This window comes from Burkholderia sp. HI2500, from assembly GCF_002223055.1.
Taxonomy (GTDB): Bacteria; Pseudomonadota; Gammaproteobacteria; order Burkholderiales; family Burkholderiaceae; genus Burkholderia.
Genome location: NZ_NKFL01000006.1, coordinates 2199186 through 2212325, shown reverse-complemented (window position 1 = coordinate 2212325; position 13140 = coordinate 2199186). Strand labels below are relative to the sequence as shown.

16 protein-coding genes are annotated in these 13140 nt (G+C 69.1%); 6 read left to right on the top strand and 10 right to left on the bottom strand.

The window, feature by feature from the left end:
* Window positions 1-129 precede the first annotated feature (129 nt).
* Together CFB45_RS39150 and CFB45_RS27615 are read right to left on the bottom strand one after the other, a co-directional pair.
* The gene (locus tag CFB45_RS39150; protein WP_179255077.1) at window positions 130-288 is read right to left on the bottom strand and encodes a hypothetical protein; all 159 of its coding nucleotides are present in this window, start codon (window positions 286-288) and stop codon (window positions 130-132) included.
* Window positions 289-477: 189 nt separating this feature from the next.
* Window positions 478-666 carry a hypothetical protein gene (locus CFB45_RS27615; protein ID WP_069250820.1) on the bottom strand — a complete coding sequence of 63 codons (189 nt, stop codon included), beginning with the start codon at window positions 664-666 and terminating at the stop codon, window positions 478-480.
* A gap of 288 nt (window positions 667-954) precedes the next feature.
* Between CFB45_RS27615 and CFB45_RS27610 the strand changes: the two genes are divergently transcribed.
* The gene (locus tag CFB45_RS27610) at window positions 955-2856 is read left to right on the top strand and encodes a DUF3857 domain-containing protein (protein ID WP_089429170.1); all 1902 of its coding nucleotides are present in this window, start codon (window positions 955-957) and stop codon (window positions 2854-2856) included.
* A 56-nt stretch (window positions 2857-2912) separates the two neighbouring features.
* Window positions 2913-3080: a hypothetical protein gene (locus CFB45_RS39145; RefSeq protein ID WP_174976067.1), complete on the top strand. Its 168-nt coding sequence runs from the start codon at window positions 2913-2915 to the stop codon at window positions 3078-3080.
* Between the two features lie 76 nt (window positions 3081-3156).
* Here CFB45_RS39145 and CFB45_RS27605 read toward each other — a convergent pair whose 3' ends face one another.
* Window positions 3157-4206 carry an AraC family transcriptional regulator gene (locus CFB45_RS27605; protein WP_089428271.1) on the bottom strand — a complete coding sequence of 350 codons (1050 nt, stop codon included), beginning with the start codon at window positions 4204-4206 and terminating at the stop codon, window positions 3157-3159.
* 70 nt (window positions 4207-4276) lie between these two features.
* Between CFB45_RS27605 and CFB45_RS27600 the strand changes: the two genes are divergently transcribed.
* Window positions 4277-5488, top strand: a complete 1212-nt coding sequence (locus CFB45_RS27600) for an MFS transporter (protein WP_089428270.1) — start codon at window positions 4277-4279, stop codon at window positions 5486-5488.
* 30 nt (window positions 5489-5518) lie between these two features.
* On the opposite strand, the gene CFB45_RS27595 is transcribed toward CFB45_RS27600, so the two are convergent.
* The 4 genes from CFB45_RS27595 to CFB45_RS27580 all read right to left on the bottom strand — a co-directional run bounded on the left by CFB45_RS27595 (window position 5519) and on the right by CFB45_RS27580 (window position 8914).
* The gene (locus CFB45_RS27595) at window positions 5519-6364 is read right to left on the bottom strand and encodes a helix-turn-helix domain-containing protein (protein ID WP_089428269.1); all 846 of its coding nucleotides are present in this window, start codon (window positions 6362-6364) and stop codon (window positions 5519-5521) included.
* A 48-nt stretch (window positions 6365-6412) separates the two neighbouring features.
* Window positions 6413-6970: a carboxymuconolactone decarboxylase family protein gene (locus tag CFB45_RS27590; RefSeq protein ID WP_089428268.1), complete on the bottom strand. Its 558-nt coding sequence runs from the start codon at window positions 6968-6970 to the stop codon at window positions 6413-6415.
* A gap of 133 nt (window positions 6971-7103) precedes the next feature.
* Entirely contained in the window at window positions 7104-7865 is a 762-nt protein-coding gene (locus CFB45_RS27585) for an isocitrate lyase/PEP mutase family protein (RefSeq protein ID WP_089428267.1), read from the bottom strand.
* Entirely contained in the window at window positions 7862-8914 is a 1053-nt protein-coding gene (locus tag CFB45_RS27580; RefSeq protein ID WP_089428266.1) for a saccharopine dehydrogenase family protein, read from the bottom strand. Before CFB45_RS27580 ends, CFB45_RS27585 begins: the two co-directional genes overlap by 4 nt.
* A gap of 118 nt (window positions 8915-9032) precedes the next feature.
* On the opposite strand from CFB45_RS27580, the gene CFB45_RS27575 reads away from it, so the two are divergent.
* Window positions 9033-9626 (top strand): TetR/AcrR family transcriptional regulator, encoded by a 594-nt coding sequence (locus CFB45_RS27575; protein WP_089428265.1) that lies wholly within the window; start codon window positions 9033-9035, stop codon window positions 9624-9626.
* A gap of 36 nt (window positions 9627-9662) precedes the next feature.
* Here the strand turns inward: CFB45_RS27575 and CFB45_RS27570 are convergent, their stop codons facing one another.
* Window positions 9663-10130: a MarR family winged helix-turn-helix transcriptional regulator gene (locus tag CFB45_RS27570; protein WP_089428264.1), complete on the bottom strand. Its 468-nt coding sequence runs from the start codon at window positions 10128-10130 to the stop codon at window positions 9663-9665.
* Between the two features lie 81 nt (window positions 10131-10211).
* Between CFB45_RS27570 and CFB45_RS27565 the strand changes: the two genes are divergently transcribed.
* Window positions 10212-10580, top strand: coding sequence for a hypothetical protein (locus CFB45_RS27565; protein WP_089428263.1), 369 nt, complete (start codon window positions 10212-10214; stop codon window positions 10578-10580).
* Between the two features lie 88 nt (window positions 10581-10668).
* Window positions 10669-11286, top strand: coding sequence for a glutathione S-transferase family protein (locus CFB45_RS27560; RefSeq protein ID WP_069250828.1), 618 nt, complete (start codon window positions 10669-10671; stop codon window positions 11284-11286).
* A gap of 128 nt (window positions 11287-11414) precedes the next feature.
* Here CFB45_RS27560 and CFB45_RS27555 read toward each other — a convergent pair whose 3' ends face one another.
* Together CFB45_RS27555 and CFB45_RS27550 are read right to left on the bottom strand one after the other, a co-directional pair.
* A complete protein-coding gene (locus CFB45_RS27555; RefSeq protein ID WP_089428262.1) occupies window positions 11415-12137 on the bottom strand; it encodes an HAD family hydrolase in 723 nt (240 codons plus the stop codon).
* Between the two features lie 22 nt (window positions 12138-12159).
* Entirely contained in the window at window positions 12160-13131 is a 972-nt protein-coding gene (locus CFB45_RS27550; RefSeq protein ID WP_089428261.1) for an ornithine cyclodeaminase family protein, read from the bottom strand.
* Window positions 13132-13140 lie beyond the last annotated feature (9 nt).

Sequence of the window (13140 nt, the reverse complement as noted above, 5' to 3'; positions counted from 1 at the left end):
CGGCAGGACCGCACGCGGTTTTTTGTCGTGCCCGCTGCGGGTCGAACCTCCGCCGGCGGTCTTGCGTCGTACGCTCGAACGACGCGCGCATGACGGGCGGCCTTCCGTGCGGCGCACTGCGTCGGCGCGTTACGGATGACGATGCGTATGCGAACGCGGCCGCCGTGCGCGCTTGCGCTGCAACTGGCCGCGAATCCGATTACGGCTGCGCCCTTCCGCGAAGAACAGCGCGGCAAGCATGACGACCGCAAGCAGGACGAGGGTCGAGACGAGGTCGTGTTCCACCATGTCGCCTCCGATCGGGAGGAGGTTGCGCTCCAGGTGAGCGCCGTGATTGGGGTCAGCCTGCGGGGATGAAGCCGCCGGCGCGCGGGCGTTCGTGTCCGACCTCACGGATCGGATGAGCGGGCTTGCGCGGCATTTGATCGGATGAATGAAGGCCGCGCCGCGCATCCCGCCGTGCGCGGCGGATCGCCGTCACGTCAGCATCGGCACGGCTTCGACCAGCAGGATACCGATGAGCGCGCCGATCGCGGCGCCGATCAGTTTCGGATGCCACCGCCCGAGATGCAGCTTCGTCAGCAGCGCGCCGAACAGGATCACGCCCAGCAGCGTGAATAGCACCACGAGGAAGCCGGTTTCGAAATCGCTGTTGATCACGGCCATGATGCCTCCTTGCCCATGTTGGGCACGCCGCGTTCGTCGAGACGGCGCTTGTCCTGGCGAGATCGCGCACGCAATGTGACCTGATTTGATTATAGGTTGCGCCAGCCGTCAATTGCGCGTGTGTGCGGCGCCTCGCGGCGCGACCGTGCCGCATCGCCGCGCGTCGCTTGACGCTCGCCGATGCGTCACCCACACTGGGCTGCAAGGCGGCGTGCGACAGGCGCGCGTGAGCGCGGCGCGGATCGTCCGTGCCGGTGTGTTGCCGCCATGTTCCGAAACGAGCGCGACGTGGTGCGTTTTCTTTCCCGACCGACCGGTTTTGCGTTTGCGTGCGTCGTCGCATTCGGCGTCGTCGCGGCCGTGCGGCCGGCTGCGGCCGATACGGTCGATGCTGGCGACACAGCGCCCGTCACGATCGTCAGCGACGTCCACGAATTCGTGATCCAGCACGACGGCTCGCTCGACGAGCACGACGATTCGACGCTGCGCGCGAACGACGCGAACGGCATCGATGCCATCGCCCAGCGCTACGTGTGGTTCGACAAGAATCTCGAGAAGGTGGACCTGCTCGCGGCCGAGACGATCGACCGCGACGGCGTCGCGCATCCGGTCGGCGCGGATAGCATCCGCGACGTGCAGGAACCGCGCTCGGCCGGCGCGCCGACGTTCCAGGACGGGCTGCTGCGCACCGTCGTGTTTCCCGGCGTCGAAGCCGGGTCGAGCACGCGCGTGGCGTTCCGCAAGACCCGCACGAAGCCGGTCAACCGCGGCTACTTCGGCTATACCGTGGAGCCGTCGCGCGAGCCGGTCGACCGCCAGCGGCTGATCTTCGACGTGCCGGCCGACATGCCGCTGTACGCGGATGCGCACGGCTACGTCGCGCTGCCGCCGGTCACCGCGAACGGCCGCACGCGCTACGAATTCGACTACCGGCACGGCCCGTACGACCGCATCGAAAGCGGCGCGGTCGGCTACGCGACCTACGGCGACCGGCTCGTCGTGTCGACGCTGCCCGACTACGCGGCGTTCGCCGCGCGCTATCGCAACGCGGCCGTCGATCCGGGCGCGGACGATCCGGCCGTCGCGCAGCTGGCGCGCACGCTCACAGCGGGTGTCGCCGATCCGCACGACCAGGCGCGCATCCTGTACGACTGGGTGCAGGCGAACATCCGCTACGTCGGGCTGTTTCTCGGCGAAACGGCCGCCGCCCCGCATCGCGTCACCGACATCCTGCGCAACCGCTACGGCGACTGCAAGGATCATGTCGCGCTGTTCGGCGCGCTGCTCGCGGCGGTCGGCATCCGCAGCGAGCCGGTGCTGCTCAATCTCGGGTCCGTCTACACGCTGCCGTCGGTGCCCGGTTACGGCGGCGGGGCGATCAATCACGCGATCACGTGGCTGCCCGATCTCGCGCGCTATGCGGACACGACGACGGCCGGCATCGCATTCGGCTATCTGCCGCCGATCGTGATGGACCGTCCCACGCTGCTCGTCGACACGGGCGTGCTGTCGCGTACGCCGGCCACGCAGCCGCGCGGCCGCATCGCGCGGGTCGAGATCGACGCCGCGGGGCCGGGCGCCGCGCGTTTTCACGCGCACACCGAGGACGACGGCTGGACGGCCGAACTCGAACGCAACCTGTTTCGCCGCGCGACGCCCGATGGCGTCGCGCAGCTGGCGAACAACCGTCTGCGGCAAAGCGGGCTGCGCGGCCGCGCGCAGCTGTCGACCAGCGACCGGCGCGTGACCGACGGGCCATTCGACGTGACGATGTCGGGCACGCTCGATCATTTCGTGTGGCCCGACGGCACGACCGCGTTGCCCGCGCTGTCGAGCCTGACGGGCGGCATCGCGACGCAGGTCGAGAACTGGCTCGCCGAGCCCGTGCGCACGCAGCCGTGGGGCTGCATCGGCGGGACGTTCGACGAGACCGGCCAGATCGCGCTGCCGGCCGACGTCGCGGTGACCGACCTGCCGGCCGATACGGCCGTGCACGACCGCTTCGTCGACTTCACGTCGCATTACGTCTTCGACGCGGCCGCGCGCGTCGTGCAGGTCACGCGGCGCATGACGGCGGACTTTGGCCGTCAGGTGTGTACGGCGGACGAATTCACGGCGCTGCGCGCGTCGCTCGAGCGCATCGAACGCGACACGCAGGCGCAGATCGTCGTGCGGGCGAAAGGGCGTTGAACGGGCAGGGAAGGTGAACGCATCGATGCGCTCGGTCGATGCGCAGGAGGAACATCATGACGGAACGGGATCACGAGATCGCCGATCTCTCGAAGGAATTGCTGGGCCGGATCGTGCAAGGCACCGTGGCGAGCGGCGCGGTCGTGGACGTGGAGCAGTGCGCGGCGCTTGCCGTGCAGTGCGCGACGGCGCTGATCGACAAGCTGGAAGCGCGCAGCGACTGAACGCTGCCATTACGCGTGACGTCGATGGCGACGACGCCTGGTGGCGCGGCCGGCATCATGCGCGCCGCGTCACACACTACGCTTCGACGCGCACCTCGCCGTCCGCGCGCACGGCGCCGGGCGGCTTGCCCACCACGCGCTTGAACGCGCGGCTGAACGCGGCGAGCGAGCCGTAGCCGAGCCGGTACGCGACGGCCTCGATCGTCTCGTGGTCGCGCGTGATCCATTGCGCGGCGAGCCGCATCCGCAGCTCGGTCAGGTAGCGCACCGGCGTCATCCCGGTGGCCGCGAGAAAGCGTTCGGCGAACACCGAACGCGACACGCCCGCTTCGGTCGCGAGTTCCGCCACGCTCCAGTTGCGGCCCGGGTCGCGATGCAGCGCGACGATCGCGCGGCCGAGCTTCGGTTCGCGCAGCGCCTGCACCCAGCCCGTCGCATCACCGCATCCGCATTCGACCCAGCCGCGCACGATGAACGCCGCGACCACATCCGCGAGCCGCGCGAGGATGCCCGCGAAACCCGCGCGCGCCGAGCACGCTTCGCGCTCCATGGCGTCGAGCATCGGGCGGATTTCCGGGTAGCGCGCGAGCAGCGTGCCGACGTGCATGAACTCGGGCATCGTGCCGACCAGCGGCTGCATGCCGCCGAGATCGAGCTCCATGCACGCGCTGAAGATCAGCGCATCGCCGGCGCCCGGCTCGGTCGTCGCGCAACGGGCGGGCGACACGCCGGCCGATGCCACCGACGCGACCGTATCGCAGATTTTCGCGACCTCGAAGCCGTTGATCTCGCGGCACGGTGCATCGGGGTCGGACACCAGCGCGTGCATGCCGCCGTGCGGCAGCAGGATCGCGTCGCCGGCTTCGAGCCGCATTGTGGCGCCCGACGCGTCGCGCAGCAGCACGGGCCCGCGCCCGACGAAATGGAACTGCGCGCGGCCCGTCACGTGGCCGAAATTCAGCCCGAACGGCCGTGCGACCTGGATGCGGCGGTACTGGACGCCGCTCAGGCGCATCCCCAGCAGCAGCTCGCTGACGAGGTCGTGCACGTCGGGAATCGGGGGCAGAAGGGGCTCGGACATTTCGAGATTCGGACGAACGATCAACAAGAACGGATTGTATGTCATAGACCGTCCTGACGTGGTTCCTTACGATACGCCCTCATCAGTACTTTCCCTAACCGACACGGAACCACGCATGAATCCCGGAACCTCCACGGCCGCCTCGACGGCGGCCCCCCGCGAACCGGCCTGGGGCGCGGTATTCGCGATGACGCTCGGCGTGTTCGGGCTCGTCACGGCCGAATTCCTGCCGGCGAGCCTGCTGACGCCGATGGCCGACAGCCTCGGCGTGACCGAAGGCGTGGCCGGGCAGGCCGTCACGGCCACCGCGACGGTCGCGCTCGTCACGAGCCTGCTGATCTCGGCGCTGACGCGCACGATCGACCGGCGGCGCGTGCTGCTCGTGTTCTCGGTGCTGCTCGTCGCGTCGAACCTGGCGGTCGCGTTCGCGCCCAACCTGGCAATGCTGCTGGTCGGCCGCGTCGTGCTCGGCATCGCGCTCGGCGGCTTCTGGACGATGGCCACCGCCACCGCGATGCGGCTCGTGCCGACGGCGATGGTGCCGCGTGCGCTGTCGATCATCTTCAGCGGCGTGGCGGTCGCGACGATCGCGTCCGCGCCGATGGGCAGCTACTTCGGTCACCTGATCGGCTGGCGCAACGTGTTCCTGATCGCGGCTGCGCTTGGCGGCATTGCGTTCGTGTCGCAGATCCTCACGCTGCCGTCGATGCCGCCGAGCGGCACGACGCGGCTGCGCACGCTGATCGACGTGCTGCGCCGGCCGACCGTCGGCCTCGGCATGTTCGCGACGATCCTCGTGTTCACCGGGCACTTCGCGTTCTTCACGTACCTGCGGCCGTTCCTCGAACAGGTCGCGGGCGTCGGCGTGAACGGGTTGTCGGCGATCCTGCTCGGCTACGGCATCGCGAACTTCGTCGGCACGTCGCTTGCCGGCCGCGTGCTCGAACACCGGTTGCGGCCGATGCTGATCGGCATGCCCGCGCTGATGGTCGTGCTCGGCGTCGCGCTCGTCGCACTCGGCCGCGCGCCGATGATCGACGCGGTGCTCGTCGCGTTGTGGGGGATGGCGTTCGGCGGCGTGCCCGTCGCGTGGTCGACGTGGGTCACGCGCACCGTGCCCGATGAAGCCGAGAGTGCGGGCGGGCTGATCGTCGCGGCGATCCAGCTCGCGATCGCGACGGGCGCGGCGGCCGGCGGCGTCGTGTTCGACGCGAACGGGGCGGCCGGCGTGTTCGTTGCCGCGGCCGTCGTGCTGGCCGTCGCGGTCGCGACGATCGTGACCGGCGTGCCCAAGCGTGTCGGCGTGGTGTCCGCGCTGGCGGAATGAGTTGCACCGGCGGGCCGCCCGGCCCGCCGCTCAGCGCACCGGGGCGTGCGTGTCGAGCAACTGCCGGTGGCGTGCTTCGGTCGCGTCGTCGGCGGGGAACATGCACTCCATGCGCAACTCCTGCGCGGCGGCGCTTTGCGGCGTCCCTACCGTCGTGACCAAGGAGAAGTAACGCAGCACGACGCCTTCATGCACGAAGCCGATCGGGATGACCGGCAGTGATGGTGCGGCAGCCGGCGCCGGCGGCGTTTTCCAGTCGCGCGGCGCATCGGGGCTCGCGAGCAGGTCGTCGAGCAGCTGCCGCGTCTCGTCGTCGATCACGCGGCCGACCGCTTCGCGCTGCACGCGTTGCAGCAGGCTGCGCGACACCGTCTCCCAGTCGGCCAGGAACGGCCGCATCCCCTGCGGATCGAACATCAGGCGCAGCAGGTTGCGTGGGCCGTCGCGCGCGGCCATGTCGATGAAGCAGCCAAAGAAGCGCGGCGCCGCGTCGTTGGTCATCAGCACGTTCCAGTGGCGATCCATCACGATCGCCGGAAACGGATCGTGCTGGCGCACGACGCGTTCGAGCGCGCCGATCACGCCCTGCATCTCCTGCGCATCCCACGGCGCTTCCGAATACACCGGTGCATACCCGGCCGCGAGCAGCAGCGCGTTGCGCTCGCGCAGCGGCACGTCCAGCGTTTGCGCGAGCGTCAGCAGCGTGTCGCGGCCCGGCACGCTGCGTCCGCTTTCGATGAAGCTGATCTGGCGCTGCGAGATGCCCGCGTCGAGCGACAGGTCGAGCTGGCTCACGCCGCGCACGTCGCGCCAGTAGCGCAGCAACTGGCCGAGTTCGTGCGGCGGCGCGTGCGGTTCGCGGCGGCTGGCGTTCATCGTGCCTCCCTGGGCGTTCCGTGAGCGACGCGATCGACTATATCGGACTCACGCGGCGTTCGCCTGCCATGCGAATGCGTCGAACGGCGCTTCGAGCGCGGGCTGCGTCACGCTGCCGACGTAGTTCGTGATCGTCGACGCAGCGACCACCGCGATCACTTCCAGCAACTGTTCGGCGCTGAAGCCGGCGTCGAGGAACGCCTGCCGGTCGGCCTCGGGCAGGCGGCCGCGGGTGTCGATCAGCTTGCGTGCGGTGGCCGACAGCGCGGCCAGGGTCGCGTCGCCGGGCAGGGCGCCGCGGCGGATCGCGTCGACGTCGGCGTGGGTCACCCCCTGTTTCAGCGCCAGCGCGGTATGGAACGCGACCGGCCATTCGCTCGCGTTCGTGACCGCGTTGGTGAGCAGGAGCGTCTGGATCTGCGGCTCGGTGAGGCTGCTCGCGTGCACGCGCTCGAACAGGCCGATGAAGCCGTTGATCAGCACCGGCGACGCGGCCATGGCCGCGGCGATGTTCGGGACGACGCCGAAGGTGTGCTGGAGCTGCAGGAGGACGGGCTTTGAGGCGGCCGGTGCCGAGTCGATGGTGTGAAGCGGGTAGGCGGACATGATGTCTCCGGGGGAGGAGCGCCGCCGGAATGGCGGCGCGACACCCGAAGCGTAGGAGCGGCCGTGTCGTGCGCCAATTACATGGGATGTAATCGTTCGGTGCGCGTGTGACGCCGACCGCTCCGCGAAGCTGTCAGCCGCCGTGCCTGACCATCTCCGCCAGCGTCTTCATCGCCTGCAGGTACGGATACGGCCCGTGGCTGATGCGGGCCACGCCGTATTCCGCGAATTCGGCGAGCGTCGGCGTCTCCGTGACGCGCATCACGTTCACCGGCAGAGGCGACGCGGCCGTCAGCGCGCGAATGAGCGCAGGCGAGCCCAGCCCCGGCACGAACAGCCCATCGGCACCGGCCGCGGCATACGCGCGAGCGCGGGCCAGCGTGGCGTCGAGCAGGCGTTCGTCGTGCGTGTCGGCCGGCGCCGTGAAGAACACGTCGGTGCGCGCGTTGATGAAATAGTCGGTGCCCGCGCGATCCGCGGCCTGCCGGGCTGCCGCGAGACGAGCCGCCGCTGCGTCGACGTCACGCAATTCGCCTGTCGCCGGGAAGCTGTCCTCGAGGTTGCAGCCGATCGCGCCGGCCTTGATGCTGAGCGCGATCGTTTCGGCGACATCTTCCGGCCGCTCGCCGTACCCGCTTTGGAGATCGACGGTGACGGGCAGGTTGGTCGCGCGCGTGATCCGCTCGAGCACGTCCATCATCAGCGCGCGCGGCATCTGCTCGCCGTCGCCGAAACCGTTGGCCGCCGCGACCGACCAGCTGCCGGTCGCCAGTGCGACGGCGCCCGCATCGGCCGCCGTGCGCGCGCTGCCGGCGTCCCACACGTTGAACAGCGCCAGCGGCTGGCCCGCACGGTGAAGCGAACGGAAATATGCGCCTTTCTCATTGCTGCTCATGCTTGCGTCTCCTGGTTGAAAACCGGATCGGTTGTCGTGCCGAACGATACTGCCACCGAATCGAGCGCCGCGAGGAAATCGCGTGCGTCGCACAGCTCGCCGAGACTGCGCACGCCGCCCGACACCCCGGTGTCGCCCGCGATCAGGCGCACGGCCGCCTCGACGATGATCGGTGCGCTGACGGCGTAGATGTCCTGCCCGGATGCCGTCGCGCGGTGCGTCGTGCCGCCCTGCACGACGATCGCGTCCATCGCGAACTGCTGCGCCGAGCGGCCCAGCGCGTCGGTCGGCTCGGGCGGCGGCGTGGCGGCATCGCGCACGTCGCGCAGCGCGACGGTGGCGAGCCACGATTCGATCGTATCGATGCGCAGGTGACGCGACAGTGTCATCACTTCCGAAAACGGCAGCAGCGTCACGTCGACGCGGCCGATCGGCGGCGGGAACGGCCATGCGCGTTCGCGTGCGGTCGACGGCACCGGCGTCGGCTTGCCGGCCTTCTGCACGAGCCGCACCGCGCGATTGCGTTCGCCGGTCACGCGCGTGCCGCGCGTCGGGTGCCAGCGGTCGAGCCCGGTCGCGATGTCGACGCGCTCGATCGGCTGGTTCTGGTCGACGACGGCGGTGACGAGCAGGTCGGCCAGGCCGCCGTAGAACGCCGCGGCCGGCACGATGGTCACGCCCGCCGCGCGCGCCCGCACATCGCAGTGTTCGGCCAGTGCCAGCACCGACGGCTGCTCGGCGGTCAGGTCGAGATAGGGGATGCTGGCCCGCAGCGCGGCATCGGCCAGCGGCAGCGCGGTATCGAGGTACGGGCCCGCGCAGTTGATCACCGCGGCCGCGCCGCGCAATGCGGCGTCGAGCGCGGCCGGATCGTCGATCGCGGCGACGCGCGTGAGCGCGAGCGCCGTATCGCCGCCGTCCTCCGCGAGCCGCGCGGCGTCGCGCCCGATGCGGATCGCGCGCAGGCCGCGCCGGGCCAGTTCGGCGACGACGAACCGCCCGGTATGACCCGTGGCGCCATAGACTGCAACCGTCATTCGATCATCCATGATCAACTCCGATACAGAACGGTATGTTTTATAGTACAGACCTGTAGCGTCGTCAAGCGTGCGGTGCTATGATCGGCTCACTGTTGAGGGAGTGGGCGGCCAGCCAGGCCGGGTCGGGATGAAAAAGGAAACAGGCACACCAGGGAGCGCGCCCGATACGCGCGAACGCATTCTGCAGACGGCGAGCGAGCTGTTCTACCGGGAGGGCACACGCGCGGTCGGCGTGGACCTGATCGTCGCGCAGGCAGGCGTGGCGAAGACGAGCCTCTATCGTTACTTCGCGACGAAGGACGACCTGATCGAGGCGTTTCTGCTGCGCGAGGACGCCGATTTCTGGGCGCATTGGGATGCGGTGGCCACGCAGTACCGGCGCGCGCCGCGCGAGGAACTGGACGCGCAACTGCAATGGATCGGCGAGCGCATTGCGCGGCCCGGCTATCGCGGCTGCCCGCAGATCAACATCGCCGCCGAATACGCGGACGGCAACCATCCGGCCCGCAAGGTGGCCGTCGCGCACAAGCAGGAATTGCGGCGCCGGCTGACCGAGCTGGCGGATGCGATGGGCGTCGACGAGCCGGAGACCTTCGCGCTGCGGCTTGCGACCGTGATCGACGGCGCGCTGAGCAGCGGGCAGGCGTTGCATGCGCATGGGCCCGTGGCTTTCCTGCAGGAATTCGCGCAACTGCTGTTGCCGAAGAAGGGCCGCAAGTAAGCCGCCCGGCCGCGGCGATCCGCGCGCCGGTCCGGTTCAGTCGCGCGCGGCCGGATCGACCGACAGCGCGCGTAACTGGCCGCGCAACTGATCGACTTCCCCCGGCGCGAACGGCCGTTCGATCTCGGCATGCGTCTGCTGCCACAGCGGAAACGCCGCGGCCAGCAGGTCCTGGCCGGCCGGCGTCAGTTCGAGCAGGCGGCTGCGCCGGTCGTCCGGATCCTGGATGATCGTGACCAGGCCGCGCCGCTCGAGCGGCTTGAGCGCGGCCGTGAGCGTGGTGCGGTCCATCGCGAGCAGCGACGCGACCGATTTCATCGGCGCCGGCTGGGGCCGGTTCAGCGACATCAGCAGCGAAAACTGGCCGTTGGTGAGATCCAGCGGGCGCAGCACATCGTCGAAGATCCGCGCAAGATTGCGCGCCGCGCGCTGCATGTGCAGGCACAGGCAGCAATCGCGCACCATCAGCGTCGTTTCGAAGGGGAGCTTTTCTTTTCGTGCCATGTTGCAATTGTGTTGATATCAACCTATCTTGTCAAGGTCGAGGCGCGGCAGCCCGTCGCGTCCGTCACCGGAGGGGACAGCATGAGTGCTCAACAGCAGTTGTATCTCGCGGTATTTCTCGGGACGAAGGAGAGCCCGGCGATGAAGGCGTGGATGGCGCTGCCGGACGAGGAGCGGCGCACGCGCGAGCGCGACGGCATCGCCGCATGGCATGCGTGGGTCGACCGGCATCGCGACGCGATCGTCGAGATGGGCGGCCCGCTCGGCAAGACGAAGACCATCGATGCCGCCGGTGTCAAGGACACGGCGAACGCGATGAGCGGCTTCACCGTCGTGCGGGCGGCCTCGCACGAAGCCGCGGCCGCGCTGTTCGAAGGCCATCCGCATTTCACGCTGTTCCCGGGCGTGGCGATCGACGTGATGCCGGTGCTGGCGATTCCCGGCGCGTGAACGACGCGCGAGGCCCGGCGCCGTGTATCGGCGATGCGCCGTGGCCGGCAGGTGGGCGTTTTCCCGACATTCTGGATGGAGACTGGCGATGAAGCTTTACGGATTTGCCGGCACCCGCTCGCAACGCGCGCTGTGGGGGCTGAAGGAACTGGATGCCGATTTCGAGTTCATCTCGGTGAACCTGCTCCAGGGCGAACACAAGCGGCCCGAATTCCTGCGCCTCAATCCGGCTGGCAAGGTGCCCGTGCTGGTGGACGGCGACCTCGTGATTCCCGAATCGGCCGCGATCGTACTGTATCTCGCGGACAAGTACCCGGAGAAGGCACTGCTGCCGGTCGATCCGGCGCTGCGGGCCGAAGCTTACCGGTGGGTCATGTTCGCGGTGACGGAGCTCGAGCAGCCGCTGTGGCGGATCACCCGGCACTCGTTCATCTATCCGCCGGAGAAGCGCTCGCCGGCCGACATCGAACTGGCGCGCGAGGATTTCAGGACGATGGCCGCGATCCTCGACAAGCATCTCGAAGGCCGCGAGTTCATCGTCGGCGACACGCTGACGGTGGCCGATTGCGTGACGGCTTACCTGATCGACTGGGCCGGCGAGTGCAACCTGATCGAACCGTTTCCGCAGTTGCGTGCGTATCTCGAACGGCTGTATGCGCGGCCGAAGGCGCCGCAGCGGATCGCGGATGCGCGCAAGGCGGCGTGAACGGGCGGCGGCCGGTCATGCGTTGCATCGGCACGGCCGACCGTTACGTTGGTGCGGTCGGCGAGCGGCAGTCTTGCCGCGTTTCATGATGATGAAGCGTGCGTCGCGAACGCGGCGCACGCAGGTGCTCACGCCACGTCGTCAGGCCCGCCGAGCATGCGGCACAGCATCGACAGGTCGCTGAGCGTGACGTGCGGCGTCGCGGCCTGCTGCTGCACACGCTCCGCTTCCGGATGCGTATCGCGCACTACCCACGCCGCCTGAAGCCCCGCGTTCAATGCGCCGACGATATCGAGGTGGTAATCGTCGCCGACATGCAGCAGTTCCGCCGGCCGCACATCGAGCGTTTCTGCCGCCGCATGAAATATCCCGGGCTCCGGCTTCGCGACGCCGAACGCTTGCGCGCTGAGCGTCGCACGAAAGAATTCGCCGCCGCCGGTCAGCCGCAGATCCGCGTTGCCGTTGGTCACCGCGATCAACGGAAACCGCGCACTCAACCACGTGAGCGCCGGCAACGCATCTTCGTAGAATTCAACCCGGTTGCGTGCGGCATAGAACGCTGCGTACGCACGGTCGGTGAGCGCGACATCTTCGTTCGCGCGCTCCAGTGCAAGCCGGATCGAGCCGATTCTCATCGCGCGGAAGTCGCCGGCAAGATCGGGACACAATCGTTCGTATTCCTCACGCAAGTCGCTGAGCGCCTGCTGCGTGGACAGCACCCGCTCGGTACCGGGCGCGTGCTCGATCAGCCACGTGCGAAGCTCCCCTTCGGCCCGTACGACGGATGGCCCGAACGGCCACAGGGTGTCGTCCAGGTCGAACGAGAGCGCGGAAACTTGGGTGAGACGCATGGAGGTTGACGGAGGGTTTCGTTTACCAGGGCCACGGAATGGAGATTCCGGTGCCGTTTTCGAGGGCCTGCCGATACAGGAAGCGTGCGACGGTCAGGTCCTGCAGCGCGAGCCCGGTCATGTCGAAGACGGTGATCTCGTGCGGCGCGCGGTCGACCGTCGCGGTTCCCGCGAGGATGTCACCGATTTCCGTGCGTGGCAAATCGGGCGCCCACTGGCACTCGCCGATGCTGCGCGCCTGGTCGTGATCGTCCACGAAAATCCGCGCGCGGTCCAGCACGCCTGCCGGCAGTTCGCGCTTGCCGGCGGTATCGGCGCCCACGCAGGTCAGGTGGGTGCCCGGCTGCACCGCATCCGCGTCGAACAGCGCGCCGCCACCGGGCGTTGCCGTGATCACCACGTCGCTATTGGCCACCGCGTCGTTCCGGTCGCGCGCCACGCCGATCGTGCATCGTTCCCGGAAGGCCGATTCGAACACCGGGTCGGGCTCGCCGCTGACGTTCACGTACTGCACGGTGCACCGTTGCGGCAGCAGCCCGAGTGCGTAGTCGAGCTGGACGCGCGCCTGCACGCCGGTGCCGAACACGCAGATTCGCGCGCTGTCGCGACGCGCGAGCAGTTGCAGACCGAGGCCGCCGGCGGCGCCGGTTCGCGCGGTGGTGATCGCATTGCCGTCCATGATGCACAGCGGGCGGCCCGTGGCCGGGTCGAACAGCGCGACGGTGGCCTGATGCGGTTCGCCGCCGAGCCCGCGGTTGCCGGGCCAGAATCCGGCCGCCTTGAAACCGAGCAGATCCTGATTCGCGACATCGCCCGACTTGATGCCGAACACGCCGCCGGTGTGCAGCTTCTCGCGCACCACCGGGAACACGCGTCCGGCCCGCTGACTATGCAGCACGAAGGCTTCGCGAACGGCCGCTGTCACTTGCGCGGCCTGGAGGGCGGGCGCGACGGTATCGCGGTCGAGAAGCAGGAGTCGGTCGTCGGTCGGCATGTTCGGGCA

Excerpts from the sequence above, each read along its gene's own strand:
- CFB45_RS39150 (WP_179255077.1), bottom strand. The coding sequence starts at position 288 with ATGGTGGAACACGACCTCGTCTCGACCCTCGTCCTGCTTGCGGTCGTC.
- CFB45_RS27615 (WP_069250820.1), bottom strand. The coding sequence starts at position 666 with ATGGCCGTGATCAACAGCGATTTCGAAACCGGCTTCCTCGTGGTGCTA.
- CFB45_RS39145 (WP_174976067.1), top strand. The coding sequence starts at position 2,913 with ATGACGGAACGGGATCACGAGATCGCCGATCTCTCGAAGGAATTGCTG.
- CFB45_RS27605 (WP_089428271.1), bottom strand. The coding sequence starts at position 4,206 with ATGACATACAATCCGTTCTTGTTGATCGTTCGTCCGAATCTCGAAATG.
- CFB45_RS27600 (WP_089428270.1), top strand. The coding sequence starts at position 4,277 with ATGAATCCCGGAACCTCCACGGCCGCCTCGACGGCGGCCCCCCGCGAA.
- CFB45_RS27595 (WP_089428269.1), bottom strand. The coding sequence starts at position 6,364 with ATGAACGCCAGCCGCCGCGAACCGCACGCGCCGCCGCACGAACTCGGC.
- CFB45_RS27590 (WP_089428268.1), bottom strand. The coding sequence starts at position 6,970 with ATGTCCGCCTACCCGCTTCACACCATCGACTCGGCACCGGCCGCCTCA.
- CFB45_RS27585 (WP_089428267.1), bottom strand. The coding sequence starts at position 7,865 with ATGAGCAGCAATGAGAAAGGCGCATATTTCCGTTCGCTTCACCGTGCG.
- CFB45_RS27580 (WP_089428266.1), bottom strand. The coding sequence starts at position 8,914 with ATGGATGATCGAATGACGGTTGCAGTCTATGGCGCCACGGGTCATACC.
- CFB45_RS27575 (WP_089428265.1), top strand. The coding sequence starts at position 9,033 with ATGAAAAAGGAAACAGGCACACCAGGGAGCGCGCCCGATACGCGCGAA.
- CFB45_RS27570 (WP_089428264.1), bottom strand. The coding sequence starts at position 10,130 with ATGGCACGAAAAGAAAAGCTCCCCTTCGAAACGACGCTGATGGTGCGC.
- CFB45_RS27565 (WP_089428263.1), top strand. The coding sequence starts at position 10,212 with ATGAGTGCTCAACAGCAGTTGTATCTCGCGGTATTTCTCGGGACGAAG.
- CFB45_RS27560 (WP_069250828.1), top strand. The coding sequence starts at position 10,669 with ATGAAGCTTTACGGATTTGCCGGCACCCGCTCGCAACGCGCGCTGTGG.
- CFB45_RS27555 (WP_089428262.1), bottom strand. The coding sequence starts at position 12,137 with ATGCGTCTCACCCAAGTTTCCGCGCTCTCGTTCGACCTGGACGACACC.
- CFB45_RS27550 (WP_089428261.1), bottom strand. The coding sequence starts at position 13,131 with ATGCCGACCGACGACCGACTCCTGCTTCTCGACCGCGATACCGTCGCG.